The organism is Stenotrophomonas sp. SI-NJAU-1 (assembly GCF_020883215.1).
GTDB classification, from domain to species: Bacteria; Pseudomonadota; Gammaproteobacteria; order Xanthomonadales; family Xanthomonadaceae; genus Stenotrophomonas; species Stenotrophomonas indicatrix.
Genome location: NZ_CP086598.1, coordinates 2,637,225 through 2,651,565, shown reverse-complemented (window position 1 = coordinate 2,651,565; position 14,341 = coordinate 2,637,225). Strand labels below are relative to the sequence as shown.

Annotated in this window: 16 protein-coding genes and 7 tRNA genes; 11 read left to right on the top strand and 12 right to left on the bottom strand. The window is 64.6% G+C overall.

What is annotated here, in order from left to right; all coding sequences use genetic code 11:
* Positions 1-57: 57 nt before the first annotated feature.
* Positions 58-297: a hypothetical protein gene (locus LMF57_RS12135; RefSeq protein ID WP_100436483.1), complete on the top strand. Its 240-nt coding sequence runs from the start codon at positions 58-60 to the stop codon at positions 295-297.
* A 31-nt stretch (positions 298-328) separates the two neighbouring features.
* On the opposite strand, the gene LMF57_RS12130 is transcribed toward LMF57_RS12135, so the two are convergent.
* Positions 329-619: a putative quinol monooxygenase gene (locus tag LMF57_RS12130; protein WP_229289943.1), complete on the bottom strand. Its 291-nt coding sequence runs from the start codon at positions 617-619 to the stop codon at positions 329-331.
* A gap of 52 nt (positions 620-671) precedes the next feature.
* Positions 672-1,760 (bottom strand): DUF5694 domain-containing protein, encoded by a 1,089-nt coding sequence (locus LMF57_RS12125; RefSeq protein WP_229289942.1) that lies wholly within the window; start codon positions 1,758-1,760, stop codon positions 672-674.
* Positions 1,761-1,920: 160 nt separating this feature from the next.
* On the opposite strand from LMF57_RS12125, the gene LMF57_RS12120 reads away from it, so the two are divergent.
* From LMF57_RS12120 to LMF57_RS12110, 3 genes are all read left to right on the top strand, one after another.
* Complete coding sequence (locus LMF57_RS12120) at positions 1,921-2,214, top strand: hypothetical protein (protein WP_208082345.1); 294 nt, start codon at positions 1,921-1,923, stop codon at positions 2,212-2,214.
* A gap of 256 nt (positions 2,215-2,470) precedes the next feature.
* Complete coding sequence (locus LMF57_RS12115) at positions 2,471-4,312, top strand: methyl-accepting chemotaxis protein (protein ID WP_208082346.1); 1,842 nt, start codon at positions 2,471-2,473, stop codon at positions 4,310-4,312.
* 308 nt (positions 4,313-4,620) lie between these two features.
* Entirely contained in the window at positions 4,621-4,788 is a 168-nt protein-coding gene (locus LMF57_RS12110; protein WP_229289941.1) for a hypothetical protein, read from the top strand.
* Positions 4,789-4,937: 149 nt separating this feature from the next.
* Here the strand turns inward: LMF57_RS12110 and LMF57_RS12105 are convergent, their stop codons facing one another.
* Positions 4,938-5,180, bottom strand: a complete 243-nt coding sequence (locus LMF57_RS12105; protein WP_032976177.1) for a hypothetical protein — start codon at positions 5,178-5,180, stop codon at positions 4,938-4,940.
* Between the two features lie 180 nt (positions 5,181-5,360).
* Between LMF57_RS12105 and LMF57_RS12100 the strand changes: the two genes are divergently transcribed.
* On the top strand, positions 5,361-5,759 hold the full coding sequence (locus LMF57_RS12100) for an aspartyl protease family protein (protein WP_208082347.1): 399 nt from the start codon (positions 5,361-5,363) through the stop codon (positions 5,757-5,759).
* A 104-nt stretch (positions 5,760-5,863) separates the two neighbouring features.
* Here LMF57_RS12100 and LMF57_RS12095 read toward each other — a convergent pair.
* Positions 5,864-5,949 (bottom strand) — tRNA-Leu (locus LMF57_RS12095).
* 138 nt (positions 5,950-6,087) lie between these two features.
* Here LMF57_RS12095 and LMF57_RS12090 point away from each other — a divergent pair.
* Positions 6,088-6,468, top strand: a complete 381-nt coding sequence (locus tag LMF57_RS12090) for a response regulator (RefSeq protein ID WP_025879243.1) — start codon at positions 6,088-6,090, stop codon at positions 6,466-6,468.
* A 9-nt stretch (positions 6,469-6,477) separates the two neighbouring features.
* On the opposite strand, the gene LMF57_RS12085 is transcribed toward LMF57_RS12090, so the two are convergent.
* Positions 6,478-7,434 (bottom strand): SOS response-associated peptidase family protein, encoded by a 957-nt coding sequence (locus tag LMF57_RS12085; protein ID WP_208082348.1) that lies wholly within the window; start codon positions 7,432-7,434, stop codon positions 6,478-6,480.
* 78 nt (positions 7,435-7,512) lie between these two features.
* On the opposite strand from LMF57_RS12085, the gene LMF57_RS12080 reads away from it, so the two are divergent.
* On the top strand, positions 7,513-7,929 hold the full coding sequence (locus LMF57_RS12080; protein WP_208082349.1) for a GNAT family N-acetyltransferase: 417 nt from the start codon (positions 7,513-7,515) through the stop codon (positions 7,927-7,929).
* A 63-nt stretch (positions 7,930-7,992) separates the two neighbouring features.
* Here the strand turns inward: LMF57_RS12080 and LMF57_RS12075 are convergent.
* The 7 genes from LMF57_RS12075 to LMF57_RS12045 form a co-directional block, all read right to left on the bottom strand.
* Positions 7,993-8,068 (bottom strand) — tRNA-Glu (locus LMF57_RS12075).
* Between the two features lie 49 nt (positions 8,069-8,117).
* Positions 8,118-8,193, bottom strand: a tRNA-Ala gene (locus LMF57_RS12070).
* Between the two features lie 43 nt (positions 8,194-8,236).
* Positions 8,237-8,312: transfer RNA gene (locus tag LMF57_RS12065), tRNA-Glu, on the bottom strand.
* A gap of 49 nt (positions 8,313-8,361) precedes the next feature.
* Positions 8,362-8,437 (bottom strand) — tRNA-Ala (locus LMF57_RS12060).
* A 181-nt stretch (positions 8,438-8,618) separates the two neighbouring features.
* Positions 8,619-8,694 (bottom strand) — tRNA-Glu (locus LMF57_RS12055).
* A 53-nt stretch (positions 8,695-8,747) separates the two neighbouring features.
* Positions 8,748-8,823 (bottom strand) — tRNA-Ala (locus LMF57_RS12050).
* A 142-nt stretch (positions 8,824-8,965) separates the two neighbouring features.
* On the bottom strand, positions 8,966-9,364 hold the full coding sequence (locus LMF57_RS12045) for a heavy metal-responsive transcriptional regulator (protein WP_117310698.1): 399 nt from the start codon (positions 9,362-9,364) through the stop codon (positions 8,966-8,968).
* Positions 9,365-9,547: 183 nt separating this feature from the next.
* Between LMF57_RS12045 and LMF57_RS12040 the strand changes: the two genes are divergently transcribed.
* The 4 genes from LMF57_RS12040 (at position 9,548) to LMF57_RS12025 (ending at position 14,336) form a co-directional block, all read left to right on the top strand.
* The gene (locus LMF57_RS12040; protein ID WP_117310697.1) at positions 9,548-10,615 is read left to right on the top strand and encodes a helix-turn-helix domain-containing protein; all 1,068 of its coding nucleotides are present in this window, start codon (positions 9,548-9,550) and stop codon (positions 10,613-10,615) included.
* 85 nt (positions 10,616-10,700) lie between these two features.
* Entirely contained in the window at positions 10,701-11,504 is an 804-nt protein-coding gene (locus tag LMF57_RS12035) for a TlpA disulfide reductase family protein (RefSeq protein ID WP_208082350.1), read from the top strand.
* Between the two features lie 30 nt (positions 11,505-11,534).
* A complete protein-coding gene (gene dsbG / locus LMF57_RS12030; protein ID WP_229289940.1) occupies positions 11,535-12,377 on the top strand; it encodes a thiol:disulfide interchange protein DsbG in 843 nt (280 codons plus the stop codon).
* A 519-nt stretch (positions 12,378-12,896) separates the two neighbouring features.
* A complete protein-coding gene (locus LMF57_RS12025; protein WP_117310695.1) occupies positions 12,897-14,336 on the top strand; it encodes a DcaP family trimeric outer membrane transporter in 1,440 nt (479 codons plus the stop codon).
* The last annotated feature ends 5 nt before the right edge of the window (positions 14,337-14,341 follow it).

The window sequence follows — 14,341 nt, the reverse complement described above, 5'->3', positions numbered from 1 at the left end:
CTGTGAGAGGGGCGCGGCGAATACTGCGCCAACGCCCCACCTTCGCAGGAAAACAACATGACGTCCTGGAACCTGAGTGCAGTCCGTGCTTATGCGCCGGCCGTTGTCGGCTGGTCCCTGGCTCTCTCCGGCTGGCTCCGGCTGGAGCAGCTGCGCAACGACCAGCAGGCCCGGATGCTGGTCCCCGTGGTGCAGTGGGGCGTGGCGCTGATGCTGCTGGTCACCCTGGGCTGCATCGTCGCCACCAGCCTGGTGCTCTGGCGCGCTGCGCGTCGTGATGCGCGGCAACGCCCTTGATCTGCACGCAGCGCAGGCAGGCGGCGGACGGCTACAGCGCAGCCGGATCCATCAGCAGGAACGTGCCCGGACTGCGCTGGTGCGCATCGATCAAGGGGACCAGGCGGCGGAAGTGCTCGGTTGCGCAGTGGGTATCCAGCGCTGCGCGATCCGGCCATTGTTCAATGAATATGAAGTGACCGGGATCCTTCTGGTCGACGAACAGGTCGTAGGCGATGCACAGCGGTTCGCTCCGCGTGCAGGCAACCAGCTCGCGGTATAGCGGCAGGACGATTTCGACCGCTTCAGGATGTATGTAGTCCTCGGCGATGACCTTGAGCATGCTGGAACTCCCGTGCAGGAAACGCAGCATTGTAGGCGCGCGCCGCAGGGCCTCAGCGCAGCACCTCTTCGGCATCCACCAGCTGCACGTCGTGCATCATGTTGAGGTAGGCCTCGTAGTAGCCTTTGTGCGAAGCGCCAACGATGGCCAGCAGGCGCGTTCCCGGCCGCTGGCCCAGCACTTCGCGGATGTTGGCGACCATGCGCAGGTTGCGGGTTTCCCAGTAGCCCACATAGTTGCGGCCAAAGCCCTGCGGTGAGGGTTCGACCAGTGCAGCACCGAAGTCGGCCTGGTAGGCCTGCATGCCGACGCCGGGGCGGTTGTAGGCGCGGTACAGGTCCAGCACGCCATCCAGCTTGCCGATGTTGGCATACAGCGGCTCGTCGGCGTCCCGCCGTGCGTTTGCCTGCGGGTTGTCCCACGCCTTCATGAGCGCTTCGCCTGCCGCCTTTTCGTGTTCGGGTGGGGTGGGCGAATCGGCGGTGTGGTCGTCCACCGCCCACAGGCGTTCCAGCCCCAGCCGGGCGGCGAGAATGGCCGCCACCAGGTTGGTTTCATTGCGACGGGTCAGGCTCTTGTCGAGAATCTCGACCAGCGCAGCATCCAGCCCGTCGCCGGCGACGCGCTCCTGCACAGGCAGGCGCAGCCATTGCACCTGCGCCGATCCGCGCTCGCCAGCGGCCAGGAACACCGCGGCCAAGTGTCGACGCTGCGCGGCTGTCGGGCGTGCCGGCCATGCCGACAGCAGGCGTCCCATTTCGGCATTCGCGCTGGGCACGTCGAAGCCGGTGGCGACGCGGGCCGCGTCGGTGTCGAAGCAGTAGGTTTCGACGCTTTCGGCATAGCGGCTGGGATTGCGACGCATGAAGTCGCACTGCAGGCCGGACAGGTTTTCGGTGGCAATCGCCTCCGGGCGCCAACGTGCCAGGCGCTGCAACAACGGCTCCAGCATGGCCGGCTCGAAGGTCTTTGGCAGTTCCGACAGATGTGCTGTACCAAGCACAAGTACTTCGTTGCGGCGACCGGCCGGTGGCCCCTTCAGCTGGTCGGGATGGAAGCTGGGGCGGAAGCCCGCGTCGCTGGCCAATGCCCCGGCACTGCACAGGCTGAGGATGATGATGGCGCTCAAGCGTCGAAGCATGTTGCGTCCCAGGGAAAGTCCAGTCAGTGGGCGCATGCTGCCGGCAGCGCGCAGGCATGGGATGTCCCGATGGTCATTGCAACCTTCTGTGTGCCTGCCGCATCCCCTTTCCGTCGGCGCTGGTCCAGAATGGTGGCTGGAAGACTTCCGGAAGCGCGTCATGGATGAAATCGCCACCATCGCAGCTGCAGGTGCCGTGCTGGGGGCCCTGGCAGGCTGGATCGGGCAGGGCAGATGGCGGTGGCAACTGTTGCGGCTGGCACCGTTGCTGCTGTTGCCGTTCGCGCTGTACATCCTTGCCACCCGCAGCTGGATCCTGGGCGGCGGCGGGCCGCTGGCGGGGCCGTCCCTGCTGGTCGTCTGCGGCAGTCTCGGCTACCTGCCGGCGGTGCTGGCAACGATGCTGCTGCGCTGGGTTCTGCGGCGCGCTGCCGACCAGGGGCTGGCCCCCTAAAGTTGTTGGCCGTCGCGCCGTTACCTTCTCTGGAACCCGCTGCAGGCTCCCGCCGCCGGACCCGAGGCTGCCTCCGATGGGCGGCCCGTGCCGTGTGCCTCGCCGCTGTTTGATGACGATCGCAGCTGCCGTACTGTTTTCTGCCAGTCGCTCGAGTGACGCCGCTTGGCGTCTGCACGTCCCAGGCAATCGAAGTTGCCGCCGGGCATCCCGCCCGGCGGGTCGCAACCGCTACCCGGACACCGAGGATCAGACGATGCTTATCACAGGCTCCATGGAAGGTGCTCATGCGCCGGTCGAAGTGCTCACCCGTTGGTCTCCCCTGCGCGCGCTGCGGGGGGTGTTGGGCATGCAGCGCCGTGCTGCGGAGGTGGCCGAACAACATCGGCGGCACGTCGAGCTTGAGGCCCAGGTTGCCGCACTGCATCGGGTGCAGGCAGTCATCGAGTTCGCCCTCGACGGCACGATCCTGCAGGCCAATGACAACTTCCTGCAGGCAGTGGGATATCGCCTGGATGAAATCCAGGGCAGGCATCACTCCCTGTTCGTCGACCCCGAGCATGCGCGCAGTACCGGATACAGCGACTTCTGGGCGCGGCTGGGCCGCGGTGAGTTCGATGCAGGGCAGTATCGACGCTTCGGCAAGGGGGGACGAGAAATCTGGATCCAGGCCTCCTACAACCCGGTGCTTGATCAGCACGGTCGGCCGTACAAGGTGGTCAAGTTCGCCACCGACATCACCGCGCAGAAGCAGCAGGCGGCCGAATCGGCGGGGCAGCTGGCGGCCATCGACAAATCGCAGGCAGTCATCGAATTCAGCATGGATGGCCGCATCCTGGCGGCCAATGCGAACTTCCTCGCCGCCACCGGCTATACGCTGGAAGAAGTGCGTGGGCAGCATCATTCGCTGTTCGTCGAGCCTGATCACCGGGCCAGCGTCGAGTACCGGCGATTCTGGGAAAAGCTCGGCTCCGGCGAGTACGACGCCGGCCAGTACCGGCGGCTGGGTAAAGGTGGCCGCGAAGTGTGGATCCAGGCGTCGTACAACCCGATTCTCGATGCCAGCGGGCGACCGTTCAAGGTCGTCAAGTACGCCACCGACATCACCGCACAGGTGCATGAGAGCCAGGCCATGCAGCGCGCCGTAGCGCAGACGCGCGAAGTGGTGGCGTCGGCAAAGGAGGGCGACCTGACCCGGAGCATCGGCATGGCCGACAAGACGGGCCCGATCGCTGAGCTCTGCGGTGGCGTCAACGCGCTGGTCGAAGCGATGGCCGCGATCATCGGTCAGATCAAATTCGCCGCAGATACCATTGCGATGGGTGCGAGCGAGATCGCCCAAGGCAACAACGACCTTTCCCAGCGTACCGAACAGCAGGCTGCCTCTCTTGAAGAAACCGCGGTGTCGATGAAGGGGCTGGCCGAGACCGTGCAGCGCACCGCGAACAACGCGCGTCAGGCCAGCCAACTGGCGGGCGGCGCCGCCGATGTGGCCGCACGCGGTGGCCAGGTGGTGCATGATGTGGTCTCGACGATGGCGGTGATCAACGCGTCCTCGCGTCGCATCGTCGACATCATCGGTGTGATCGATGGCATTGCCTTCCAGACCAACATCCTGGCGTTGAACGCGGCGGTGGAAGCGGCGCGCGCCGGTGAGCATGGCCGTGGTTTCGCCGTGGTCGCTACCGAGATCCGCGAGCTCTCGCAGCGCTCGGCCGGTGCCGCAAAGGAAATCAAGCAGCTGATCGATGCGTCGGTTGCCAACGTCGGTACCGGAACGGCGCAGGTCGAGAGCGCCGGGCGGACCATGGACGAGATCGTGGTCGACGTGCGTCGCGTCAGCGACCTGATGACCGAGATCAGCGCGGCTGCGCAGCAGCAGAGCGATGACATCCAGCAGATGAACCACGCGGTGGATCTGATCGATCAGGGCACGCAGCAGAATGCAGCGCTGGTGGAAGAGGCCTCAGCGGCCGCGCGCAGCATGGAAGAGCAGTCTTCGCAGCTGCTGCAGACGGTGGCAGGGTTCCGCGTGCACGCGGGGGCTGGAGCAGGGCATGGCCATGGCCTGAATGCCCCGGCGCTGCGGGTGGTGTAGGGCGCCGACCCGGCCAACGCCGCGGTGGCTTGCTCTGGAACGGCAGCAAACTCCGGGATCGCCCGTCTCTGCTCAGTCACCATGTCCCTATCGGCGATGCGTGGTCGACATTCTCGACGATCTACCCAGGTACCTTGATGGCTGGGAAGGGCCTACCCAGGCACCGGACTGATTCATGAGCCCGCTCTGGCGGCCAAGGTGTGATCGCACTCGACCAAGCGGGCGTTGCTGACAGCTTGGCGCCCTCCGCATTGGGCACAAGCGAGCAGCGTACCGCCCGGTATGGATTGGAGGTCGGGGCCTGTCGAGTGAGTGACGTGCTGGCAACTGTTACACCGGACGCTGATGGCGATGACGCTTTGGATATTCCCCTGCTGATCGCGCATCGGGTCGATGTTCAGAACGTAGAAAAGACCTGTGTCTGGCATGGCCGTGTACCGAAGAGTCAAAGCATGCTGCAGGGTGGAGCGGGTTGATCTTGTGACGAGAGTGCGGATTCAGCAAGAGTCTTGGAGCTGAAGCGCTATGGATTCTGCCTAAACGGACAGGCCGAGGGCGCTGGTCGACCCTTGTGCAATCGCCGCTTGATCAACCAGGACCGGCCAATGCGCTGGACGCCCGAGCGTCAAACGTTCTTCTGCAGAAAGTCTGCGAATCTGGCCAGGCTGATAGCCTGCCGATTGGGGCACTTGGGGCAACTGAGAATTGCGCCACCGGGGAGATCGATCAGGCCTTCGTTGGGCCGCCCGGTGAACCGGCACGAGCATTCCAGACAACGACACACCACCTGGGTTACCTGCAGCAGACGGCCGCTGTCGTCTTCCTGCCCGAAAACATCGCTGAGGAGGAACAATCCGGTGTCGGCCATGCTCGAATCCTTAACGCCCGTTTTCCATGGAGTCGAAGTCTACAACTTCCTTGATGCTGGAGTTTTGCGTTATGCGCCGGCTCGCGATCACAGCCAAGCCAGGCTTCGCATTGAACCATTTGGCCGATGGCGCATCCAAGGCGGAGCGTGGACCCATGCCTTGCCCAACGGAAGCTGCCAATGTCCAGGATCTGCCGTATCCGGTTACTTGCCCTTCTCGCGGTGACTGCCCTTTGTGGGGCTCCTGCCATCTCCGCGGAGACCATCGCGGTCCCGTTCGAGCTGGGCAAGGACCATCGAATATATGCCGAAGGCACGATCAATCATTCGCCCCCCCTCCGTTTCCTGGTGGACACGGGGGCGGACGGTATGGCCGTGTCGGTCGCTACAAGCGAACTGGCTGATATGAAAATCGACGATCAATCCGAAAACACCGGCGCGGACGGCACGACGTTGGTTGACTACAGTACGAACAACACGGTTGCTCTCGGCGGTGCCAGCAGAACGTTGGGCGCCGCAGTAATCGACGTCTATCTGCGTCCCAACGGGAGGGTGGCGCTGCAGCAACTGCGGCGGTGACAGGACGATCGAGAGGGGAAGTGAGGAGGAGAATTGGCTGGAGTCGGCTGATTCACGACTCCATTACGCCATTCTCTCTGGAAGCCTCGCGTTGCAGGGCTTTGTGGTGCCGGTGAAAGGACTCGAACCTTCATGGGGTCACCCCCGGCTGATTTTGAGTCAGCTGCGTATACCATTCCGCCACACCGGCAGCAGCGGGCTAGTGTACCCGAGCCGGGCAGGCGTTCATAGAGGTGCGGGCGAACGGGGCTGAAATGGCTTCAAATTGTCGGGATCGGCCCACTGCTGTCTATACTGGCAAGGCTTAACAGGCACGGAGCGATAGCCTATGTCAGCGTTGCAGGACCTGCGGGTGCTGGTAGTGGAGAACGACGAGATGAGTGCGGCGCTGCTGCAGATGCAGCTGGTGCATTCCGGTGCTCTGGTCGTTGGTCTTGCCGCGTCCGTTGCCGAGGCACTGCGCCTGCTGGAAGAGGCCAGCCCTGACGTGGCCCTGCTGGATTACCGGTTGGCCCACAACGAGACCAGTGAACCGGTCGCTGCGGCGCTGGCCGCGCGCGGGGTGCCGTTCGTGCTCGCCACCGGCATGACCGCCGAACAACTGCCGGTCGCGATGCGATCGGGTGTGCTGTTGATCAAGCCCTATCTGTCGGCGGAACTGTCCAAGGCATTGGTCCGCGCAGTGGGGCGTTCCAGCGCCAACGCCTGATCCGACCGCTCAGGCGGCTTCTGCGTAGACATAACGGATCTCCTCGCGGTCGTCGAGGATGGCGTACTGCGCCGCCAGGTTGTCCGGGTCCGGGTTGAGCCATGCGTCCAGATGCTCGGCGCGGATCGGCAGTACGCCCCGGTCATGGCCGGCAGTGGCAACATCGATTGACGGTCCATCGGTGATGGTGGCGAACGACAGCAGGCGTCCTTCCGGGCCCTCCCATTCCGCCCACAGGCAGGCCAGCAACAAGTCGCGCGGCGGATCAGGGCGGAACTCCAGCACCACGTCCTGTTCCTGCTCGTCGTTGTGCAGGGTGCGGCCGGCAATGGCGTGGCGAGGGACGTGCTCGTAGAAGGCCTGTACCACCACCACGCCGTGGCGCAGTCCGAAGGCCCCGCGCCAATAGCCTTCCAGGCTGTCCCGCCGCGCATTGTAGGTGCCGGGGTAGAGGACATCGTTGCGCGCGGGCTTGTCCGGAAGCCGGCATTGATAGCGCATCGGCTTGATCACGCGCCGGCCATTCTCGCTGACCATCACCGGCGCGTAGGTGCCAGGAAAAATACGGTTGTCGCGTGGCAGCAGCTGTTCCCGGTGCAGGTCGTCCAGTCGCGCCTGCGCCCGTTCGATGCGGTTGCCGGCAACGCGCAGGTCATTGCGCGCCTTCTGCGTGGGTCGAGTGGCCAGGGCCGCATTGGCGATGTCGCGACGCTCAAGCTGCCGCTCCAGCTCGGCCTGCAGCTGCTGCCGCTCCTGTGCATGCCATTGCTGGATCTTCGCCACGATGTCGCGGCCCAGTTCGGTGCGCGCACCGGCAAATCCGTCGTCCATCGCTTTCGGCGTTTTCGGTCGTTTCTTGCCGGGATCATGCGCATAGAGTTCGGCGAACTCCTCCAGGGAGAGGACGGCGCCGAACTCGCGCACCAGCTTGGCGTAGTCGGCGCGGATCAGGGCGGAATAGCACATGGGACTCTGCCGGAAGAGGGGTCGCAGCAGCTGCGACGTGGATGCGGCAGGATAGCTCGACCTTACAGGAGACGCTGCATGATTGATCCAGAGACGATCCAGTTCCGTCAGGCGGTGCCGACGGTCGAGGACTATTGCCAACTGCGCGCACTGGCCGGCCTCAGTGCCAAGACAGTAGAGGCGGCGACACGGGCGCTGCCCAATACCATCTTCGGAGTCTGTGCCTACCAGGGTAACGAGCTGGTAGCGATGGGCCGGATCGTCGGCGATGGTGGTTGCCACCTGCAGGTCTGCGATATCGCCGTGCTGCCGCGCCTGCAGGGGCAGGGTCTGGGCAAGGCGGTGATGCAGCGTCTGAGCGACTGGATGCAGGGCAACCTGCCGCCGTCGGCGTATGTGAGTCTGTTGGCCGATGGCGAGGCACATCGGCTGTATGCGCAGTTTGGCTTTGCGCCGACCGCGCCAGCGTCGATCGGCATGTATCGCCGGTTCTGAAGTGCGGTCACCAGGGAATCGCAGGCAAAGAAAAACCCCGGCCGAAGCCGGGGTTTCAAAGATTGGCGTCCCCACGGGGATTCGAACCCCGGTCGCCACCGTGAAAGGGTGATGTCCTAGGCCTCTAGACGATGGGGACGCACGAAAAACTTCAAGTTGTGGAACTTTCGACGGCCTAATGCCGAAAGTGGTGGAGCCAAGCGGGATCGAACCGCTGACCTCCTGCATGCCATGCAGGCGCTCTCCCAGCTGAGCTATGGCCCCATGAAACCAGGATTCCTGCTGGGAGCAGGGTCCTCTTTGAAACTGGCGTCCCCACGGGGATTCGAACCCCGGTCGCCACCGTGAAAGGGTGATGTCCTAGGCCTCTAGACGATGGGGACGCACGAAGAACTTCAAGTTGTAGAACTTTCGACGGCCTAATGTCGAAAGTGGTGGAGCCAAGCGGGATCGAACCGCTGACCTCCTGCATGCCATGCAGGCGCTCTCCCAGCTGAGCTATGGCCCCGTGTTACCGAGCCGCCTATCATACCGGCCTGTTCACATTTGTGGAAGCTTTTTTTGAAGCTTTTCATCGAATCGTTCATCGCCACAAGGGCAGGAGCGCTCCGACGCCACAACCTGAATGCCGGTGGGCGGTGAACAAAAAAGACCCGGTTATCGGCCGGGTCCTCGTTGTTCATGATGAGTGGCGTCCCCACGGGGATTCGAACCCCGGTCGCCACCGTGAAAGGGTGATGTCCTAGGCCTCTAGACGATGGGGACGCAGATCTCATCAATGTTCTTTGCGACCTTTCGACGGCCTAATGCCGAAAGTATGGTGGAGCCAAGCGGGATCGAACCGCTGACCTCCTGCATGCCATGCAGGCGCTCTCCCAGCTGAGCTATGGCCCCACGTCGCTGAGGAGCGAAATAATAGCTGTGCCCCCGGGGGTTGGCAAGCGCTTTGTTGCACTTTTCTACACGCAACGCGCGATGGCGTGGATGCGGTTTTCGCGTGCCGGGCAGCACAGGTGTCGACGCAGACGCCAGGCGCTCAGCGATCTTCCCCAGCCAGCGCGGCCAGGATCGGGCACTGGTCGAGCGCGCCATGTCCGGGGCAGGCATCGACCAGTTGCGAGAGGGCGCCATGCATGCGCTGCAGTTCGGCCATCCGCAGTTCGATGTCCTGCAGTCGTATCCGCGCGGTGTCACGCACGCTGCCCATGTCCTGCGGAGGATGATCGCTGAGGGAAAGCAGTTCACCGATCTCGTCAAGGCTGAAGCCCAGCGCCTTTGCCCGGCGGATGAAGCGCAGGCGTCGCAGATCCTGCTCACCGAAGATGCGGTAGCCACCGGGTGAGCGTGCCGCCTTGGGCAGAAGCTGCTGACGCTCGTAGTAGCGGACGGTGTCGATGGGGACGCCGGCCTGGCGTGCCAGCTGACCAATGTTCACGGCGGACTCCTCTGGGCCTGCCGTGCATAGTCATCCCTGGACTCTGGTCCAGAGTCAAGGCACGGGTCGCATTGCCCATTCAGCACACTTTGCAACTTTCTTCATAGCCCCCGGGGCAAAGCAGTTCCTACCCTGCGCCTGAACCGGCCGCTCGACGGCCTGAACCGGAAGAGGAGGTGGGGAGTGGAGGGAATCAGCAACGAAGGATTCGTCGAGGTTGCGGTGGTTGAATACCCCGGAGGCGACCCGTCGGCTGCATCGGTGCTTGCCGAAATGGCGCACGTCGCCAATCGTCTGGCCCAGCAGCAGCGGCGGCCCTGCAAACGGGTACTGGTCACCCGCTGGATTGTGCCTGCCAGCAATACCGGCGTGCATCGCATTGCCGGCGCCGAGATGCTGGACGCGGCAATTCCCGCGGTGATCGCCTTGCCGGGCCAGGTCAGTTGCGGCGCGTCGCTGCGCGCCGAGGATGTCCTGCTGGACTGGTTGCGGGCCCACTACGACGGCGGCAGCCTGCTGGCCGCCGCAGGAGACGGGGTCAGTGTGCTGGCACGGGCCGGTCTGCTGACCGGGCGTACGGTGTCCGGCCCTGACCTCAACCGCCATCCGGCGCTGCAGGTGCAGGTCGGCGGCTGGGCACCCAGTGAGCGGGCGCTCGTCGATGATGGCGATCTGCTCACCGTGGGCGGGGCCCAGGCCTGGCGTTTCCTCGGTCTGCGCCTGCTGTACCGGCTGCACGGCCAGGGCGTGGCCAGTGCGGTGGCACAGCAGTTGGGGATAGTGGTGCCAGTGGGGATCCAGCAGGATCTCGAGCGGTTCAGTGCCAACTTCGCCCATGGCGACCGTGACGTGCTGAAGGCGCAGCGCTGGCTGCATACCACAGCTGCACGAGGGGCGACGCTCGGGGCGATCTGTGAGATCTCCGGCCTGGAGCCGCGCACCCTGCAACGTCGCTTCCTGAAGGCGACCGGGCTGCGGCCCATCGAGTACTGCCAGCGACTGCGCGTGGCCAAGGCGCAGACGTTGCTGCAGCAGGGCGCCAGCATCGATGAAGTTGCCTGGGGTGTGGGGTACGCCGATCAGAGCGCATTCCGCCGGCTGTTTCTTCGCATCGTTGGCATGACACCTGCCAACTATCGTCGGCAGGTCTGCAACAAACGCCGCGATCGTCCGCTGACGCCCGCCGTGGCCGGCAGCCTGCGGGGGCTGCGCGCCCCGCCGGTCACGCAGCTGGGGCGCAACGCCGCCTGATGAACGCTGTTGGGGGCGTCGTGCTTGCATCGCGGGCACGACGCTTTGACCATGCGGGTCTATGCAGGCGAGAGCGGGTGAGCTGATGTCGAGTGTTGGGCCGGTGCCGATGCCGGTGGTGTTGATCCTGATCTTCCTGTTGCTGGCGATGGCCATCGCGCGGGCCTGGTCGCGTGCTGAGCCTGGCCAGGCTCGGCCACCTGCAGCCGGGATGGTGCTGGACATGCTGCTGGTTGGCCTGCTGTGTGGCCGGCTGTCCTTTGTTGCCGCGCATTTCAGCCTCTATCGTGAAGCTCTCTGGAGCGTGCTGCAGATTGCCGATGGTGGGTATCACCTGCCCGTTGTAATTGGCGCTGGATTTGCCTGGGCGCTGTGGCGACTGCGCAGGCATCGCTCGTTGAGGGCGCCGGTGCTGGCAGGTGCGCTGGCCGGGCTGCTGCTGTGGGGCGGTGCAAGCCTGGGGCTCTCGTACTGGCAGGCAAAGCAGATGCCCCTGCCGACACTGCAGGTGGTCGACCTGCAGGGCAGGGCGATTGACCTGCAGCAGTTTCACGGCAGGCCGCTGGTGCTGAATCTGTGGGCCAGCTGGTGCGGCCCGTGTCGCCGGGAGATGCCGGTACTGGCGACGGCCCAGCAGAAGCATGCCGGTATCCAGTTCGTCTTCCTCAACCAGGGCGAGACCCTTGCCGAGGTCCAGACCTTTCTAGCCGCTGAACACATCTCGCTGGGCAACGTCCTGCTGGATGAGTCATCGGCTGCCTCTACCTCGCTGGACGTCCGGGCTTTCCCCTCCACGCTCTTCTTCGACGCGCAGGGGCGGTTGCAGGAACTGCATCTCGGCGAACTGACCCAGGCCGGTCTTGAACACAAACTGCGCCGGCTGCGGTAGCCTGCGCTGGCATCCCACTACGGAGTTTCCATGTTGTCGATTTCCCCGCGCATCGCGCATACGCTGATGCTGCCGGCCATGCTGGCGCTGGCTGCCTGCAGCCAGGCACAGACCCCACCGGGCAAGGGTGCCGCTGCACCGGCAACGGCTTCGGCAACGGCAGCCGCCAGGAAGGGTGAGTTGCCAGCTGTCCTGAAGGGCATCGAGAAGCATGGCTTCGAGGTGGTCTCCGAATTCGGCGCGCCGGGCGGCCTGCGCGGCTTTGCCGGCATGGTTGGTGGCCAGCAGCCGGCGGCGGCTTACGTGACCGCCGATGGCAAGCATGTACTGGTGGGCAGCCTGTTCGACGCCGAGGGCAACGAAGTTGCAGCCGAGACGCTGGAGAAACTGGTGGCCGCGCCGATGTCAGCCAAGATGTGGAGCAAGCTGGAGGCCAGTGCCTGGGTACGCGATGGCAAGGCCGATGCGCCGCGCGTGGTGTACACCTTCAGTGATGCCAACTGTCCTTACTGCCACAAGTTCTGGGAGGCGGCACGGCCCTGGGTGGACGCAGGAAAGGTGCAGTTGCGCCACATCATGGTCGGCGTGATCCGCGAAGACAGTCCGGCCAAGGCAGCGGCGATCATGGCCGCGCGTGATCCCAGTGCGGCACTGCTGGAGAACGAGCATCAGTTCGATCGCGGTGGCATCAAGCCGCTGCCCAGCATCAGCCGGGACATCGCAGCCAAACTGGATGCCAACCAGGTGCTGATGGTGGAGATGGGCTTCCAGGGTACGCCCGGCATCCTGTTCCAGGATGCGCAGGGCCAGGTGCAGCGACGTGCCGGCCTTCCGCAGGGCAACGATCTGCAGGCGGTACTCGGCCCACGCTGAGGCGCCCGGCTGCTGAACCGAGCAACAGGCCCACATGGCGACATGTGGGCCTGTTGCTTTCTGCGACAGTCCTGGCGAAGAAGGCTGCGCACCTCACGAACAGATGTCACGTCTGAATCGTGACTGACATCAAGCAATTCGCCTTGATCCCAATCAAGGCCAAAAACGACAGTAGAACTAGCCTTGGCGCATGGAATACAGCGTCACTGCGCTATGGATGCCGCACACGTCATGCCCTCGAGAGGGTATGCGCGCATTGCCATTCACGACGTTCTCACCCAGCGCTTGTTACCCAGTCCGCTGCGGTCGCCCCCCCTTCGGCAGCGCTGCCGCAGTGCAAGCGACTCCGGCGCTGTCTGGGCAGCTGGGGCGGTGTCATCGCCCTGTTGCCTGCATCGCGCAGGCTGGTGCCGCTCGTAGACGCAGTACCCGCATTTCCAGCAATGGCTTGTTGAGGCCGTGGCGGCGCACGCGCGCTGCTCGGCCAGGCAGCGGAAGTTCCAGTCCGGGGAGGATGCAATGCGCTTGGCGGTACTGAGTATGGGGTGTCTGGCGGCGATGACAGCGATGCCGTTGCACGCACAGGATGATGCGCAGGCGTTGCGTCGGGAAATCGATGCGATGCGGCAGACGCTGCAGGGCATGCAGCAGCGTCTGGACCAGCTTGAACGACGTGGGGAGCAAGCGGCTGCGGCGCCCGTTGCAGCGTTGCCGGCGAAGCCTTCCGGGGCGCAGGCAACTGTAGTGGTGCCGAACAACGACGTGCTGCACCCGACCCAGGTTCCGGGCGTGGCGCCGACCGTGCTGCCGCAGCGTGAATCGGTGGCCGATCCGTCAACGGCGGCCTCGCGCCCGGACAGCGCCGCCGGTCCGACCGATCCGGACCTGAAAGGCTTCTTCGCCATTCCCGGCACCGACACCGTGATCCGCATCGGTGGCTACGCCAAGCTCGATGCGATTGCGGATTCGCGCGGCGCCGGGGACGAGGATCAGTTCATTCCCTCGTCGATGCCGGTGGGCGGCAATCATCGCGACGTGTCGAACTTCAACCTCCATGCCAAGCAGACGCGTTTCAGTTTCGAGGCGCGGCGGCCGACCACCCATGGCAACCTGCGCTTCTATCTGGAGAACGACTTCTTCGGCAGCAGTGACGGCTACGAGTTCCGCCTGCGCCACGCCTATGGCCAGCTTGGCAACACCTATGCGGGCTACGGCTATTCCAGCTTCATGGACCCGGACAGCCTGCCCGACACACTGGATTTTGCTGGACCCGGCGGCGCCGGCTACCTGCTGGTGGCGGGCATCCATCACAGCTTTGCACTGGGCAAGGGCAACACCCTGACCCTGGCCGCCGAAGACCCGGACACCGAGCTGTCCGGCGCCAGCGATGCCATGGCGGCGGTCAATCGACTGCCGGATGTGAGTGCCATCGCGCGCACGGAGCGTGACTGGGGCCACCTGCAACTTGGCGTCGTGGCGCGCAATCTGGCCTACGACGGCGATGCCCGCCGTGACCGCGTCTTTGCCGGTGGCGCGCAGCTCAGTGGCTCTGCCTCGGTGGGGGAACGCGATCTGTTGCTGTTCGGCGCGCTGGGCGGCCGCGGCCTGAGCCGCTATACCGCCGATCTCACCGGTTCCGGTCTTGACGCCGTGGTAGGTGCCGATGGGCGCCTCGATGCGCTGGATCTGCACGGTGGCTTCGTCGGCTACACGCATTACTGGTCTGATCTGTGGCGCTCGAACCTGATCTACGGCCAGCTGACACTTGAACGCAATGCGGCACTGCCGAGCGATGCATTCCGGCAAAGCCGCTATGGCGTGTTCAACCTGATCTGGAGCCCGGCACCGTCGTGGACGATGGGCATGGAACTGCTGTACGGCCGCCTGCAGCAGCAGAGCGGAGCGCGCGGCGACACGGTCCGGGTGCAGGGCAGCCTGCAATACAACTTCATCAAGTAAGCGCC